Raw genomic sequence first — 15,053 nt, forward strand, 5'->3', positions numbered from 1 at the left:
GAAAAGCCTGCAACGGCAACCGGGCCAAAACCATGATCGTCGGTGCGGCGTTCACGCTTGCCGCCCTCGAGGGACCTGTCTAATCCGAAGTCAGGCGAACGTTCTCATGGCGATGCGGGAATTGTTCCTCGACCCGCACCACTCGCCTCCCCTTACCGTCCCTATTGGTCCTTGCTGACCAATGGTGTTGCCAAGCGAGCCGGACAGGAAACGACCAGATCAGGAATCGCCGTTGTCGATGTGGACATCGTGTTCGGCGTGGGTGATCTGCGGCTACCGCGTTAAAGTTTCACTGCGAACCGATGTGCACGCCCGGCGTCTGCCCGGTTGGCAAGGCGGCGCAGGAAGCGGACCATACCTGGCCTTCGTACCTGTCCTCGAGCTGCTCGCTCGGCCGCTCCCCGTGGCCTATCTCGAAAAGCTCATTTAGCCCGCGTCGGATCAAGTCCATCGTGAACGTCGACACGCCCCTAGATCAGGTACTCATCAGCCAGGGATGGCAGATGGAGCGGCAGAGGAAGCGTTGAGGCGATGTCGGTGTGAAGGGCGGCGCGGCGAAGTGCTTGGGTGTACGTTGCCCAGTCCCGGCGGTCATCTCCGGGCTGGAGGAAGGCGGTGACAATCTCGATGGGGTTGGGGTTACTGCCCTGTTTGAGGGCGTTCCTGGCCTGGTCGGGATCGAGTTTGGTGACCGTCAGAGGGGTCTGCATCTGGTCCGATCTGGGGTTCACCGCGTAGAAGACGTGGTCGTTGCACGGGTATACACCGCTTGTCCGGCCGTACGCTTCTTCCTTGACACCGAGCCCTCGGGGGACCTCTTCCTGGCTGTCACGCTCGCGGATGCGAATGACGCGAAGGCCGGGGCATTTCGCGGGCAAGAGGTACTCGACGGTGTCTTCTGCGGGGTTGCGGCCGGGTAGCACGAGGCTGTTTGGGGTGAGGTGCTGGTCTTGGAGCCAATCCCAGCCACGGGTACGGAAGGTACTGGTCCGGATGAACACGGCACGGTCATGGGTGGCCTGGTCGATGCCGAGTGCCGCGATGAGGAACTCGGCGATCCGGATCCGGAAGTTGCCGTCCTTCGGCCGGGGCAGCCTTCCCTGGCCGGCGGTCAAAGCGAAAGGCAGATCAGCGTAGGGCAATTCCTCGGTACCGTCACCAGTGGCGAGTTGGGCGGTCGCAGTGCCGTCGCTGGTGATGCGGACGACGATGGGAATGTCGGCGCCGTTGTGGGTCTCGAGCCAGATGCCGATCAGTTCGAAGTCACCCGTGATTCCAGGCGGGCCAGGAAGAACACCCACGCGCCCCAGGGAGCGCAGAGCGTCCTGAACCGCTGCGGTGGCGCGGTGAATGTCGCCCAGCGTGAACTGCGTCCCGGGGAGAGTCTTCTTGACCACCTTGGCATCGGGTTTCGGCACATAGTGGTTGATGGGATGTATGCACTGCAGGCGCCGGTTCAACGGCGGAAACGCCTGCTTCAGGACACTATAAGGATCATCCTTGTTGATCGCCTCGAAGTAGGCAGGGGTTCGGATTTCGACGATGGCAGCACGACGATCGACACTTCTGCCAATCACTTGTTCGATGTGTTTGATCCGGCGGGCCGCCTGGGTTCCCTGTCTCTCGCCTTTAGCTGGCCGGGGGATGCCTGCGGCCATGTCGCGCTGGTGGCGAAGTTCCACCGTTAGGTTGCACGGGCCGTTGAAGGCGCGGGTCTCGATGACCTCACCGTCATCTGCGGTCCGGGTAGTTGGAGTTGTTTCGTTGTAGCCGAGACCCTGCGTGATCGCGGCAAGGATGGCCTGCCTGGTGACCGGCGACTCAGTCCACAACTCGAGCGTGTAGGACGCCTGGGTGTCCGCGTCGGGACGGAAGAGGCGAGGCATGGCGGTCTTGGCTTCTTGAAGGTCGGGCACCGCCACGATTCCCAGTGGCTCCAAGATCTTCCCCATGCTGACGTGAAGGTCATAGTGGTCGATCGGCAGAAACCCGGTCTTGGCCGCGTGCAGCACGGACTTCGATGTCTTGTCGTCGGCATCTTCATCATTCGGAGCGCTGAGCTTGGTGCCGGTGGAGTAGAGGGCGTAGGCGGACACCGGCTGATTGATGTAGGCCGCTGGAGCGATGATGACGTCATGCGGGTCAGGGAAGGTGTGATGGGTGAGGTGAGCCAGGGCCTGCGCTAGTCCAGGGTTCCAGGCCCACCGATAGCCATCATCGAAGCGGCGTCGCCCGATGCTGGCGCTCACGAGGGTGGGCTGCTCGGCCGCCCGCAGGTAACCGCTGCCTGCGAGGAGCCAGAGCGTCATGCTTGGCGACCGGCCTCCTCTCGCGGGCACGTATCGAACGGGTTGCAGGGGGAAGCGGACAGTGCTGAGCTCGGCATGGACACGGGCTCGGCCGTGAGTCGGCACGGTCTCCACATGAAAGTCGATCTTTGGTGCCCACAGGCCTGCTCCGAGCTTGGGGTCGTCGAGGCGCTCGGGCGGCCACCAGATGGCGGAACGGTGACCGGAGTTGTCCACTGGGCCGAGGATGAACGAGCGGTGTTCTCCACGGATCTGCATCCCGGCGGCTGCGACGAGGCCAGCGAGGTAGCCAGGCAGCATCCGAAAGACGGCCGGGTCCGGTTTGGCGGTGCCATTCGGGTGGGTCCGGCTTGCGAGAAGGTCCAGTTCGGCCGACCGCCAGTCGAGTTCTTCGTCATCGAGCAGGTCGAACCAGTCTAGGTCCGGCCGCGCGGACGTGACGCGTGTCGAGGCCCAGACGGCGACGGCGGTGCGGATGACCTGCCGGTCGACGCGAGCGTGGCTAATGAGCCAGTACTCGTCGTCGACGTTGCTGGCAACGTGGATGATGTTGGGGTCCAGGGTGTTCAGGAGTTCGACGAGAGACCAGGTGGGCAGTTTGCGGTCATCCCCATAGGGGGCCTGGCTCCTGATTCGACGCAGCCACAGCCTCGGGAACCTTGCTGTCAGACACGTTACCGGCAGCGACGCTCCGGAGGTGATCTCATAGGCGATGAGTCGGAGATGGTCGTAACGCGGCATCAGTGCCCCATGTCTCGGTTGCGGAACAGGTCATCAAGCAGGCCCCAGACGGCCTCGGCGATGGCATGGTCGCGGATATCTTCCACGGACGCGCTGTTTGCGGGCTCTTTGAGCAGCCGGGACAGATGTTGGTCGGCCGCCACGATCAGGCTGGTGCGGGGCGTGTCTGGTGCCCGCTCGTCCGGATCGGCATGTCGAGGAGCGAAGGCCGCGTCGGTAAGAATTATGTGCGTGGGCTGGTGGCCGCGGATGCTGCGTCCGATGGTTTGGCCCATCGGGACGAGAGCGTTGGCGACAAAGGCGGGCCGCTCGGTCCGGTCGTCCAGGCGGCGGAAGAACACCGGGCGGCTCATCAGGTTGTACCAGTCTGCGCGCGCCTTGTTGCCCAGCTTCTTGGCCGCTTCCGCGATCGAGGATAGGGGCGTCGTGGACGAGCCGCCGGCGGGGTCCATGAGGTAGGCCATGGCGCGCTGATTGATGAGGGAGAGCGGAAACTTGGGGTCGGTGGGCGGCGGGTGAATACGCGCCAAGTAGAACACCGCTCCGAGGGCGGCGGTGCGATTGGCGTTGAGGATGTTGTAGCCGCGTTGGATCGCCATCTCCGCGGCGACGAGAATGTCGTCTCCGGACTCTGGAAATTTGGTGATCATTCGGCGGTGGAGGCCGTACTGGCCGGGATCGTTGGCGTCTGGGGTCACGTTGCGGGCGCGGTAGGGGGTTCTCAGGTTGATGTGCTCGGCCACCAACTTCGCTTCAGCTCCGCTGAGCACGACGAACAAGACCTGCTTGCGGTCATCGTCAAGGTCAGCCCGTACTTGCTCCAGCAGGCTGACCACCGCTCCAGGCCGGGGCAGGCAGATCCCGCTGACGAGCTGCCGGAGGGCGTCGTTGCGTTCCGTTCCCTGCCGCCCGGACACCGCGATGGGCTTCTTACCGTCCGGGCGCAGGCTCTTTCGGAACCACAGCTTGCTTTGTGCCAACGCGCGCCTGTCCTCCAAGGGCTCCCGTAGGACCGCCGATGGGGGAATCGGGATGTGGTAGAACGACGAGCCCGGCGCCCAGCTGGTGGCCGAGGTGAGAATAACGTGCGGTCCCTGGATACCTTCGGGTTCCAAGAGGTCATGCATGTGGTGCAGGAGCCATCGACCGACGCCGCGAATCCACAGGATTCTCAACGCGCCGGTGTTTCCCCGCCGGTTGGGCAGCCACTGCAGCGCAAGTAGGTTGCCCATGGGTGCTTCAGGGATCAGCGGCTGGTAGTCGCGGGGAGGTTGCTGCCGCCAGAAAGTGTCCTCATCGTCCAGGGGCAGAGATTCGGCCACCGCCGGATAGAGCGTGGACATTTCGAAGAACGACGTGGTGACGCGGCTCGCCCAAAATCCTGCTTGGAAGAGCATCGTAAGCATGGCAACATTAGCCCGAACATGATCTTGTTGCCCCGGCGGAGCGTGTTCCACTAGCCAGTCGTTGATCGCCTCGTCGATGGCCTCTTCGTCGGGGATATCGGCTTGCAGCGCCGCGACCATCTGAGCGAACTGCTCGGGGACTGCGGTCAGGATGCCTTCGGTGAAGATCTCCAGGTGTTCGCGGAAGAAGTCGTCGGCAGCGTCCTCGAGCGCGGCGTTGTCGTCCATGCGCTTCAGCGGCAGCCCGTGCATCATTCGAGCGACCTGCAGCAGCAGCGAGAATCCGGTGAACGGCGCCTTTCCTATCACCTCGTACAGGCCTTGGTCGTTTAGGACGAGTTCGTACAGCTTGTCGATGGCGCGCTGGTGGATCCGGTCGTAGTCGTTGAACCGGATCACGTTGCGGTCCCGGAGCTGGAGCCGGCCGATCCGGTCGAAGCCGTTCACCTTGCTGATCGTGGTCCGGTCGGTCCAGCCCTCACCGGGGGCGACGAGGGTTTCGTACTGCACGAACCGGTCGTCGAGGTCCTGCTGTACGTTGTCCGCCTCGTCGATGATGATCAGGTCGCTGTGATGCTGACAGGCTTCGAGCCACCGCATCTTCGCCTCAGACGGCTCGGCCCGGCTGGCGACAAGACCGGGCGCGGTCGTCACCCACACCTGCGCGTGAGCGATGCGCCTCTCGGTCTCCTGATGGGGACAGACGGCTAGCAGCGGGCAATCGTGAATCTTGTTCTCGCCATCGGTGGAGCGCAGGGCGTTCCGGCAGGGAAAGTTCTCCGGCGAGAGTGGTGCCCACTCGGGATGGTTTGTCTCGCGCACTGGGTCGAGCAGGCAGATCGTGTTGACGAAGTCAGCCGCGGGATCATCGTCAGTGGGGAAGACACTGGGCGAGGTTGCCAGCGTCGACCGCCAGTACCGTGCGGCGTGTTCAGTGCGGCTGTTCTTACCGACCAGCGGCACGGCGTCGATCCCGACGCTGCGCAGAAACGACACTTTGGCATAGACATCGGTGACCGACCCGACTACCAGGGTGACGTGGTACCCCTTCTCGACTCGGTCCCCGGTCATCAGGTCGGCTAGCGTGGACTTGCCGCTGTTCATCAGTCCGACGATGTGCTCGACCCCGTCGATGTCGAAGGTCTCGGGCATCTCGATGAGTTTGCCTGTCTCGTTGTCGACAGCACAGAAGACGATCTTGTCGAGGCGGTCGACCCAGTTCCGGTTCGTGATCTCAGGCTTGCCCGCAAGGACGCTATCGAAGCGCACGGCAACTGGTGCCAGATCCCCCTCGAAACTGATTCGCCAAGCGTCGCGCTCCCGATGCTGCCGTAGCGTCAGGGCGGGAGGAGGCGGCAGTACCTTGATGTCCTTCGGGATGCGAACGCGTTCCTCGACCTTGTCCCGCCTCAAGACGGTGTAGAGCTTGCCCGGCTCAGCCTGCGGCCGCACGGGCTCCAGGGTGTGGACCACTGGATCGGTCAGCGCCGCCTCGTAGTAATCGAACCGCTGGGGACACACCGACGAGCGATGTGGAACGAAACCGGTCTGATCGTTGATCTTCCGGGTCGGGTCATCTGTACGGGTGAAACCGCAGACCTCAACAGGCAGCCGCCGGTAGTGATCGAGAGACAGTCGCCAGTACCCTCGCCGCCCCATGTCGCCCATCCGGTGCCTGAGCCTGCGCACCACTGGTTGGAGCTCAGGCTCCACGAGCACGTAGCCGGACAGGATCGGCCACAGTGCACCGATCGGTTCGCCTTCGAAGTGACGATGCAAGAAATGCAGGCCAAGTTCGAGCGCAACCAGATCACGTGCCGACAGACGCCCTTCCGGGAGGACATCGCTGTCCTTCAGTTCGTTCACCAGCTCCTCGCACCACGAGGAATGATCCCTCATTGCTGCGCCACCTCCTCAGCTCTAGCAACGACGCCGGCAATAAAAGTGTCCTCGCTAACGACCGAGACACCCGACACTCTCCCCTGCAACTCGGCCCGCAGATCGGCGAAATAGCCAGGCTGGTCAGCGCGGTGTTTCGGCAATACCAGGAAGCGCCTGTCGCATGGTGGGTCGGGTCGCCATGTGAATCCGAGCCCCAAAAGACCCGGACTCACCTGATCCTTGGCGTCTGCGCCCCACACCTCGATCACGTCGCGTCCGGACAGGAACGACACCCGGATGTCGTAGGCGTCCAGGCCCGGCCACGCCTCGACGCTGATCGTTCTTTCCGCCGACATCTCGGCGAGACGATCCAGGATTCTAGCCTCGACCAGTCCGGGATCGTGGAAGAATCTCCTGGTCGCACGATGCTGAACGTAGTAGCCACCTACTGTGTCAATGACAAGAGCAACTCCGCGTCCACTGCAGCCCGTAGTGCCGCAGCCGTCGATGCCTTGCTGCGTCGGGTTACCGCATATGTCGCAGACATCGATTTTCACCTGCCCCTGAGATGCCCGATGCAGGTATGCCGCCTGGATGAAACGCTGCACAATCGGCTGCCCGTTACGCCCACACTTAGGAAGCCGGCCAGTGAGCCGACGTACCTTGACTTCGGTCAGGATGGGGTTGTCGATGAGGAGCCGACGTAGTTCACAGTAATGCGCTTGGACTTCGGCCTCGTCTTTCGCGTTCAATTCCGCGACGAGCATGAGCTCCCGGAACACCCGGTTCTCAACAAGCTCAGCCTCGACATCCCGGACCGACAGTCGCGTTGCCTGCTCCGCCATCGGCGTCAACTCGTCGCCGTCCAGCAAGCTCTGCTCAATGTCGGCCACCGACAAGCGTAGCCTGATCGGCCACTCGCTGAACGGCCTCCGGCACAGCTCGAAAAGCTTCAGATCGTTTTGCGGCGGAGTCTTCCCCGCGGTAAGGAACCGCCACCACAACCGGGTCATCCCCGACCGCCACGGCACGGGCAGCAATCCCTGCTCCGCTGACGTGCGCGTCAGGTACTCGCCTGCATCCATACGACGTCGATCATCCCTAATCCTTGCGAGCCCTGCCGCCAACAGCATTACGGTGACGTAGTCACCGTCTTCCTCCCGGAACGACAGCCCCTCAGCCCAGCCAGCCGCATCCAATGCGGCCAACTGGACGTCGTTGTCCTTCGGCCCTGGCAGTGTCACCGCGACACCTCCGTCACGACGAACATCGAGTGGGACACTGCTCGATGGCCATGCGGCGGGGCACGACGGTTCGTGATAAGCAGTTCATCCATGGCTGTGAGACCTTGGTGGTGAGCCGCCTTCTCAGGCGGATAGTCCGAACTAGTCCAACCTGCCCTCGGACACCCAACGTCGCTCTCGGTGTGCCTTCGGCTGGGCTACGTGACCAAGGTACGCTCATCTACAGACAGTTTTCAGGTTGCCGGAGAAATTTAGGATGGCGTCTTACAGCTCGCAACGTCCGCATGAGCTCCGGGCTCTGACTGAGCGGATCCCGGACCAGCTGCGCGAACGCCCGGAGCAGCGCGCTGTCGTCGGCGCCTGGTTCAGCTCTTCCTCAGCGAGGTGCTGCGCAAGAAGTCCTAGTGCTGTAGCAGCTCGGGTTTGCCCTGTTTGACGTGAAACGCCGATCAAGGTCCCCCCTCAGTCAGCGTGATCGCTCCAGACTCTGCTCGTGGCTGAACGGGTTCGTGTACGCGAGATCGATGACGATGAGGGAAACCGGCTGCTGCGCATCATCCGGCGTAGCAGCAGGTCGGTGCAGCGACACCAGCAACGCCGGCTGCTCCAGCTCCAACGCCACGTGCAACGCCAGATTGATCAACACCACCGACTTACCGACCGCCGGCCGCGCACCAACCGTGACGAGCTGCCCCGGCTGCAACCGGATCAGCAACTCGTCCGAGTCGGCCCAGCCCGTCGTCACCCCCGGCAACGGCTCACGCGACCCCAGCCGATCCACGTACGGCTGCACCAGCGCCGACATCGGCCGCTCCGTCGCGGCCTCGGCCACACCGGTCACCTCATCCAGCACCCGATTCACCGACTCGTGCCGGCCCTCCAGGTCCAGGGCCCGCTGAGCGTAGATCTGGCCGATCCGCGCCTCCGCCTCCAGGCCGTGCCACGTCCCGGCGCCTCCCGCAGCAGGGCCGATCCAGTGGCGGACGTTCACGGCGGTGGGCACCTGGCCGAGCAGGTCGGTCAGCGTAGCCGCACCGCCGACATTGGCCAGCACGCCGCGCCGCTCCAGGTGCCCCTTCACGGCGACGACGTCAGGAGCGGCGCCGCCAGCGGCGAGGGCCTGGATGCTCTCGAAGGTGAGCTGTGGGCGGGCCGGTAGAAGTCCGCGGGCCTTGACGGCCTCGAGGACCTCCTCGGCGGCGTCAGGGGTGAGCATGGCCGCGCCAAGGACGGCGATCTCGACTTCCAGGTTGTGCGGGAGCAGGGCGCCGGGAGCGTCGGCCGGGGTCGGTGTGCTGTCAGGCGTGATGGTCAGGCGATGAGGTGGACCTGCGGCTGGCCACGGCCAACCGCGGCATCTGGAAGGCCAGCGAGCCCCAGCGGATACTCGCCGAGCACGGCCTGATCATCAGCGCCGGGAATATGTCAGAGCTTTGATCCGGCGAGCCGGCCAGCATCAAGCTCGACGACCTGGACGTCGTCCGCGCCGACTAGGTTGCGGAGTGGAGGAACTCCTCATTCCACAGCCGGAGAAGGTCCACCGGATCGGCGAGCACGAGCAGCCCGCCGCGGCGGCGTCCAGTGGTGGCCCCTTGGTGACGCCCAAGCAGCTGGACGGCCGGTCCCCGCCGCCCCATTGAGATGGGCCCCTCACCCGATCTGCCCGGCCAGTTGCGTCGACTGCCTGGCCTGGGGCTCCTTGAACGGGCGCCGCTGCGCCGCGCGTCTACATGGCGATCATGAGCCTGGATCTGACCGGCGCTCTTGCAGGTGATCGCGGTAAGGATCGACGAGAGTGGGCCGGTAGCGCGGAGCGCGGCGCAATGCCTTGGGCTCGCAGGTGCGGGCGTAGCGCTTGACGGTGTTGAGGGACAGGTTCAGGTGGCGGGCGCATTCCAGGAGGTCGAGGACCTCGACTTGGAGCACCGCCGCGCGCCTCTGCGGTCCAAGGGCGGCGCCGTCGAGTGGGTGTCTTGGGACCGCGGCAGCGCCCACCTGCTGCCCCGCCTGCTCCGGCTCCCGGACGGCAGCGCCCGTACGCACGGCCCGCTGTTCCTGTCCGAGCGGCGTCCGGTCCCGGCCCGTCGGCCCGGTCCCGGCGACATCTGCCCCCACACCGGCCGCGCCCGCCTCGGCTACGACCGCGCCCGTGTCCTGCTGGAGAAGTACGCCGGGCTCGATCTGCACCAGCTGCGCCACAGCGCGGCCACCCACCTCGGCGAAGCCGAGATCCCGCTGCAGCTCATCATGGGCAAGACCCGGCACAAGAACCCCCGCACCGCCATGCGCTATGTCAAACCCGGTGCCGAGGCCATCGCCAAGGTCACCGAGGTGCTGGCGCCCCGCCGCCGTACCCACTGATCAATTGAGTGGCGGCTCGCCGGAGCTATAGGAGTTCCGGGCCAAGACGGGGTGTGCCCGCCACGCTGTGGCGGATGATGGCGGCGGTGTGCTGCCCGCTGCATCACCTGGCTGGCCGGACACCGCAGCCCGGCTCTCGATCGACGTCAGCGAATTGGCAGATCCGCCGATCCACGGAGCGAAGCGATCGGCATCGCTCGCTCGCGTGGTTTCCGCGCTGCGCTTGGACGGTCTGCCGGGCGGCAGGTCTTGTTCTGTCAGTAGTGTCTGCCATGCTGCCGCTCGTGTCAGATCAGGGTGGGGATACCGAGCGGCAGGGGCAATGGGCTCGCCTGCAGAATGAGTTCGTGTCGAACATCACGAATCCGGGGCTCCGGCTGGAGGAGATGTCACGGACGGCCAAAGACCGTTGCTGGTGGCGATGTTCGAACGAAGGCTGTGACCACGTGTGGCAGACAGTCTTGCAGTTCCGGACCCGGCGCAATCCGACAGGCTGTCCGGAATGCTGGCGGAAGCGGAACAGGCGGGCCGAGCCGGGTGAGTCGCTCGCCGAGGTCAATCCTGCTCTGGCAAAGCAGTTCCGCAGGAATCTGAGCCGTCCGGAGCGAGGGCCGGATACTTTGCTGCCACAGGCTCATGATCTTGTCGAGTGGGAGTGCGCGCAAGGGCATCTGCGGTCGGCAACAGTCGCCAACCGGACGAACGGACGCGGCTGTCCGGACTGCAGCGGTCAGGGGCGTTCCTTCTTCGAATGCAAGGTGGCGGCACTTGTTGAGGCCGCGTCCGGGCTTGCCATCGAATTGGACCATCGGCTGCGCCTGGAAGGACGAAGAGAGGACCGCTTCGATCTCTTCTTGCCGGAACTGGGCCTGCTCATCGACTATGACCCTGCATGGGGCCATGACAGTGCGGCCAGCGTCGCGCGCGACACCGCGAAGACGGCAGCGGCCATGGCTGCTGGACTCGATCTGGTGCGGATCCGCGAGCGCGGATTGCCCCCGTTGCAAATTTCCGGCCTGACGCACTACGAGGCTGGACGGGGACTTGATCCCAGAGAGTGGGCCGCCGTCGTCGGTGACGTACTGCGTCAGCGCGGCATGCCATGGAAAGATCTTGACGCCGCTCAAGTCAATGCTGCCCTGGAGAAGGCGTCACAGGTGTGGCAGGCTGTCGTAGCTGGGCCCACCGTCTCCGCTCTGGACGCGGCACCTCATCTTGCCGATGAGTTTGTTGCCAACTGCGACAACCCTGGCAAGGGCCTTGATCGGATGCCGCCGGGATGCAATGACGTCTGCTCCTGGCGTTGCTCGAAGCCGGACTGCGGTCATGAATGGGAGGTCGCGCTTTCCTCTAGAACCCTCGCGGGACGAGGGTGCAAGGAATGCGGTCATCGTAAGACCGGGGCGGACAACAGTCGGCCCGGCCCAGGCGAATCGCTGGCGGAGGTCAACCCCGAGTTGGCCGCCCAACTCGTCGAGGTCGTCGACCACCCCGGGTGGACCGCGTGGGATCTTCTGCCCAATTCGAATAAGCCTTGCATCTGGCGATGCCCGAACGCTGACTGCCGACACGAGTGGCCGGCTCCGCCTGGGCGACGGACGAACCAAGGCAGTGGTTGTTCTGAGTGCGGGCGCAAGCGCACCGCCGCAGCGCGGGTCCGGCCGAAGCCTGGCCGGTCGCTGCAAGACCTGTTCCCGCAGCTTGCGGCCGATCTGGCCGAGGTGATCGGGCGACCAGAGTTAACGGCGTTCGACCTGCGTATCAACTCCCGCATGGACTGCAAGTGGCAGTGCGCGAAGCCGGGATGTGATGGCTCATGGGAGGCGACCCCTGAGCAGCGGACACGTCGCGGCGCGACCGGGAAACGGTGTCCGAAGTGTTATCCGCCTCGACGGCCGGCCACGAGATAACCTCAACGTGCGTGTCGCTCCTCGACAATGAGGTAGCCGGCCTCAGGCCGGGCCCCTCATGCTTCTCAGACGCGCTCCACTGCTGCTCTCGTGGCTCGGTGGGTGTGCACTCGTTCTGTCGGTGGATTCTGTCATGATGCAGCCGTTGAGAGATCGGAACGGAGACGCCGACCTGCAACAGGAGGGCAGCCTGTTGAAGCGCCGACGAAGGACCGCTTGCGGGGCATCTGCCGCCTGTCACGTCATTCGTTCGGGCCATTTGTCGAAGCCCGTGATCCTGGCGAGGGATATCGTTGGCGGGTCACCCATGCAGCAGTACGCCGCCTTGTGTGTCCTTCCCCAGGCCACGCCCGGTGTCGCACCCGGTTCGGGTGACCAGTAGAAATTCCACGGCCTTCGAGCAGCCATCTTGACGAGCGAGGACCCCCCGACTGATGGAAGTGACCCAGCAGGAGATTGAGAACCGGTTGTGGGATGCAGCCGACGAGTTGCGCGTTGCGATGCCCGAAGCGCAATACGCCTCCGTCATCTTCCCGCTGATGTTCTGGAAATACCTATCGGATACCTGGGAGCACCAGCACGAGCTGTTCCTGGCCGAGAACGCGGGCTTGGACGGCCTATCTCCCGAGGAGGCCCACGAGATCGAGTACCGCGACTACCAGTCGTTCGAGATCCCGTTCATCCACCCTGGCACCGTCCACCAGCGTCGCGCCTCCTGGACGTCCATCCTCGCCACCATCACCCAGCCGGGCCTCGGCCAGCGCATCCGCGCTTCCCTGCAAGCCATCGAGACGGCCAACCCTGACAAGTTCTCCCGCCTGTTCGGGTCCATGACCTGGACCTCCGAAGAGGTGCTGTCGGGGGAGGTGCTGGCGGCGGTCATGCAGACGATGGACCGCACCCCGAAGATGCACGAGGGCAACATGTCCCACGACGTCCTCGGTGGGGCGTACGAGTACCTGCTGAAGCGGTTCTCCGACGGGTCCGGCACCCGAGCCGGCCAGTTCTTCACCTCCCGCGAAGTCGTCGAGCTGATCGTCGAGGTCCTGGACCCCAAGGGCCACGAGTCGGTGTACGACCCGACCTGCGGATCGGGCGGCATGCTCATCGCCTCCGCGAACCTCCTGAAGGCCCGCGGCGGGCGGGGCTACACACTCAAGCTGTACGGGCAGGAGGCCGTACCGGACACAGCGGGCGTGGCCCGCATGAACCTCTTCATGCACAACCTCACCCAGTTCAAGGTCGAGGTCGGCGACACCCTGAAGGACCCGCGCTTCAAGAAGCCGGACGGGTCCGTCGCGCAGTTCGACGTGATCGTCGCCAACCCGCCCTACAGCCTGAAGTGGAAGCCCTGGACCAACGACCCGCGTGCCCTCGGCGGGGTCGCCCCGCCCTCGACGGCGGACTGGGCGTTCGTGCAGCACATGATCGCCAGCATGAGCCCGAAGAAGGGACGCGCCGGCGTCGTCCTGCCCCACGGCGTCCTCTTCCGAGGCGGCCAAGAGGCAGCCATCCGCCAGCGCGTCTTGGACGATGACCTGCTCGAAGCAGTCATCGGCCTGCCTGCCAACCTCTTCTACAACACCACCATCCCCACAGCGATCCTGGTGTTCCGCGCACCCGGCACCAAGGACCCGGAGCGGCAGGACGGCGTGCTGTTCATCGACGCCTCCAAGCGGTTCGCCAAGGCCAAAAACCGCAATATCCTCACCGACGCCGACATCGCCGACATCGTGACCGCCTACCACTCCAAGGTGGACGCCGACGACAACCCGGTGGACCCCGACGGAAAAGGCGGACTCGCGGCGCGATACGTCCCCACCACGGAGATCGCTACGAACGGATACGACCTCAACATCGGGCGGTACATCAAGCAGGCCGCGGCTGAACAGGAGGATCTGGCCACCCTCATCGACGCTTACAACCTCGCCCGCGTTGAACGTCAGAAGACCGAGGCTCGCATGCTGCAGGTGCTCTCCGCCGCGGGGATCAAGGGCTTTGATGACTAAGCTCACCGAGTGGGAGCCAGGCACCCTTGATGACGTCCTCGAACACGTCGATGTCCGCAACCAGGATAGGGAAGTTGACCTGGTTCTCAGCGTCACCGAGGGGCGGGGCATAGTCCCCCAGAGCCAGGTGTTCAACAAGAGGATCGCTACCGAAGACACGAGCAAGTACAAGGTGCTCCAGCCCCTCGACATTGCCTGGAACCCATACCTCCTCTGGACCGGAGCTATCGGGCAGTGGCTTGGCGACACGGCTGGCATTACCTCTCCGGTTTACCCAGTTTTCCGTGTCCGCAAAGGGCAGAATGCGAGGTTCTGGGGGCTGGTCCTCGAAGGCGGTGTGCTCACCCCCTACTTCGGCAGTCGTGCGGTTGGCTCCATCGCCCGCCGCCGCCGTACGACTACGCCGGTCTTCAAGGAGGCCCCAACTTCCATCCCTCCTTTGCCGGTGCAAGAGCGAATCGTCGAGGTGATTAGCGCGGTCGACGACCAGATCACTGCACTCCACGCCGAGGCGGGAGGGTTGGCAGAGGTTCTGCGTCGCCGACGGGCTGACCTCTTCACCGACGACTCGGTCGAAGCCGTGAGAGCCGAGCACGTCTTCGACTTCTCCACCGGCGTGCGCCGGACACCTGACAGGGCGACCGGCCCGTACATGACGCCCTACCTCCGTTCCGCGAACGTCGGCTACGGGACGCTCGACCTGTCCGACGTGCTGGAGATGAACTACGACCCAGTGGAGCGCGAGAAGTTTGGCCTCCGCTACGGCGACGTCGTGGTGTCCGAGGGCAGCGCAAGCGCGAATGCCGTCGGGATGCCTGCCATGTGGCGAGACGAGCTGCCGGGGCCTGTCTGTACACAAATGACCCTGCTCCGCCTCCGGGCGCTGGAAGGGGTCTGCATTCCTGAGTTCGTCTTCCACTGGAGCATGTGGGCCTACGAATCCAGGGCCTTCCTCGACGTCGCGGGGGGCACCAATATCAAGCACATCAGCGCCAAGCGGGCGAAGGGCATGACTGTGCGCCTGCCGTCGCTCGACCGCCAACGCGAGATGGTGATCGAACTCGACGCGATGGAGTCTGTAGTGAAGGCGACCCGCGCGGAGGCCGCCCGTCTCCGTGACGTTCGAGCGGGACTGATGGCGGGGCTGCTGGACCGCACGATCGAGATTGAGTCGGCCAAACTGGAGGTCTGA

The 15,053-nt window shown here is 64.6% G+C and carries 10 protein-coding genes; 5 read left to right on the top strand and 5 right to left on the bottom strand.

Annotation, left to right across the window (positions count from 1 at the left end; genetic code table 11):
- Positions 1 to 470: 470 nt before the first annotated feature.
- From DP939_RS25275 to DP939_RS25290, 4 genes are all read right to left on the bottom strand, one after another.
- On the bottom strand, positions 471 to 3,050 hold the full coding sequence (locus DP939_RS25275) for a pPIWI_RE module domain-containing protein (RefSeq protein WP_113983269.1): 2,580 nt from the start codon (positions 3,048 to 3,050) through the stop codon (positions 471 to 473).
- Positions 3,050 to 6,322 (bottom strand): pPIWI_RE_Z domain-containing protein, encoded by a 3,273-nt coding sequence (locus tag DP939_RS25280; protein ID WP_147268129.1) that lies wholly within the window; start codon positions 6,320 to 6,322, stop codon positions 3,050 to 3,052. The genes DP939_RS25275 and DP939_RS25280 overlap by 1 nt, the downstream gene beginning before the upstream one ends.
- A gap of 29 nt (positions 6,323 to 6,351) precedes the next feature.
- Positions 6,352 to 7,581 carry a restriction endonuclease-related protein gene (locus DP939_RS25285; protein WP_113983271.1) on the bottom strand — a complete coding sequence of 410 codons (1,230 nt, stop codon included), beginning with the start codon at positions 7,579 to 7,581 and terminating at the stop codon, positions 6,352 to 6,354.
- Positions 7,582 to 8,047: 466 nt separating this feature from the next.
- Entirely contained in the window at positions 8,048 to 8,896 is an 849-nt protein-coding gene (locus tag DP939_RS25290; RefSeq protein WP_318656314.1) for a DnaB-like helicase N-terminal domain-containing protein, read from the bottom strand.
- Positions 8,897 to 9,083: 187 nt separating this feature from the next.
- Between DP939_RS25290 and DP939_RS47105 the strand changes: the two genes are divergently transcribed.
- Positions 9,084 to 9,221, top strand: a complete 138-nt coding sequence (locus DP939_RS47105; protein ID WP_199565404.1) for a hypothetical protein — start codon at positions 9,084 to 9,086, stop codon at positions 9,219 to 9,221.
- Positions 9,222 to 9,318: 97 nt separating this feature from the next.
- On the opposite strand, the gene DP939_RS45525 is transcribed toward DP939_RS47105, so the two are convergent.
- Positions 9,319 to 9,507, bottom strand: coding sequence for a hypothetical protein (locus tag DP939_RS45525; RefSeq protein WP_147268130.1), 189 nt, complete (start codon positions 9,505 to 9,507; stop codon positions 9,319 to 9,321).
- Between DP939_RS45525 and DP939_RS25300 the strand changes: the two genes are divergently transcribed.
- The 4 genes from DP939_RS25300 (at position 9,463) to DP939_RS25315 (ending at position 15,053) form a co-directional block, all read left to right on the top strand.
- The gene (locus DP939_RS25300) at positions 9,463 to 9,942 is read left to right on the top strand and encodes a tyrosine-type recombinase/integrase (protein ID WP_113983273.1); all 480 of its coding nucleotides are present in this window, start codon (positions 9,463 to 9,465) and stop codon (positions 9,940 to 9,942) included. The two genes, DP939_RS45525 and DP939_RS25300, sit on opposite strands and share 45 nt — an antisense overlap.
- A 272-nt stretch (positions 9,943 to 10,214) precedes the next feature.
- The gene (locus DP939_RS25305; RefSeq protein ID WP_158578687.1) at positions 10,215 to 11,852 is read left to right on the top strand and encodes a zinc-ribbon domain-containing protein; all 1,638 of its coding nucleotides are present in this window, start codon (positions 10,215 to 10,217) and stop codon (positions 11,850 to 11,852) included.
- 434 nt (positions 11,853 to 12,286) lie between these two features.
- Complete coding sequence (locus DP939_RS25310; protein ID WP_113983275.1) at positions 12,287 to 13,861, top strand: type I restriction-modification system subunit M; 1,575 nt, start codon at positions 12,287 to 12,289, stop codon at positions 13,859 to 13,861.
- Positions 13,854 to 15,053: a restriction endonuclease subunit S domain-containing protein gene (locus DP939_RS25315; protein WP_199565405.1), complete on the top strand. Its 1,200-nt coding sequence runs from the start codon at positions 13,854 to 13,856 to the stop codon at positions 15,051 to 15,053. Before DP939_RS25310 ends, DP939_RS25315 begins: the two co-directional genes overlap by 8 nt.

Source organism: Spongiactinospora rosea (genome assembly GCF_003315795.1).
GTDB classification, from domain to species: domain Bacteria; phylum Actinomycetota; class Actinomycetes; order Streptosporangiales; family Streptosporangiaceae; genus Spongiactinospora; species Spongiactinospora rosea.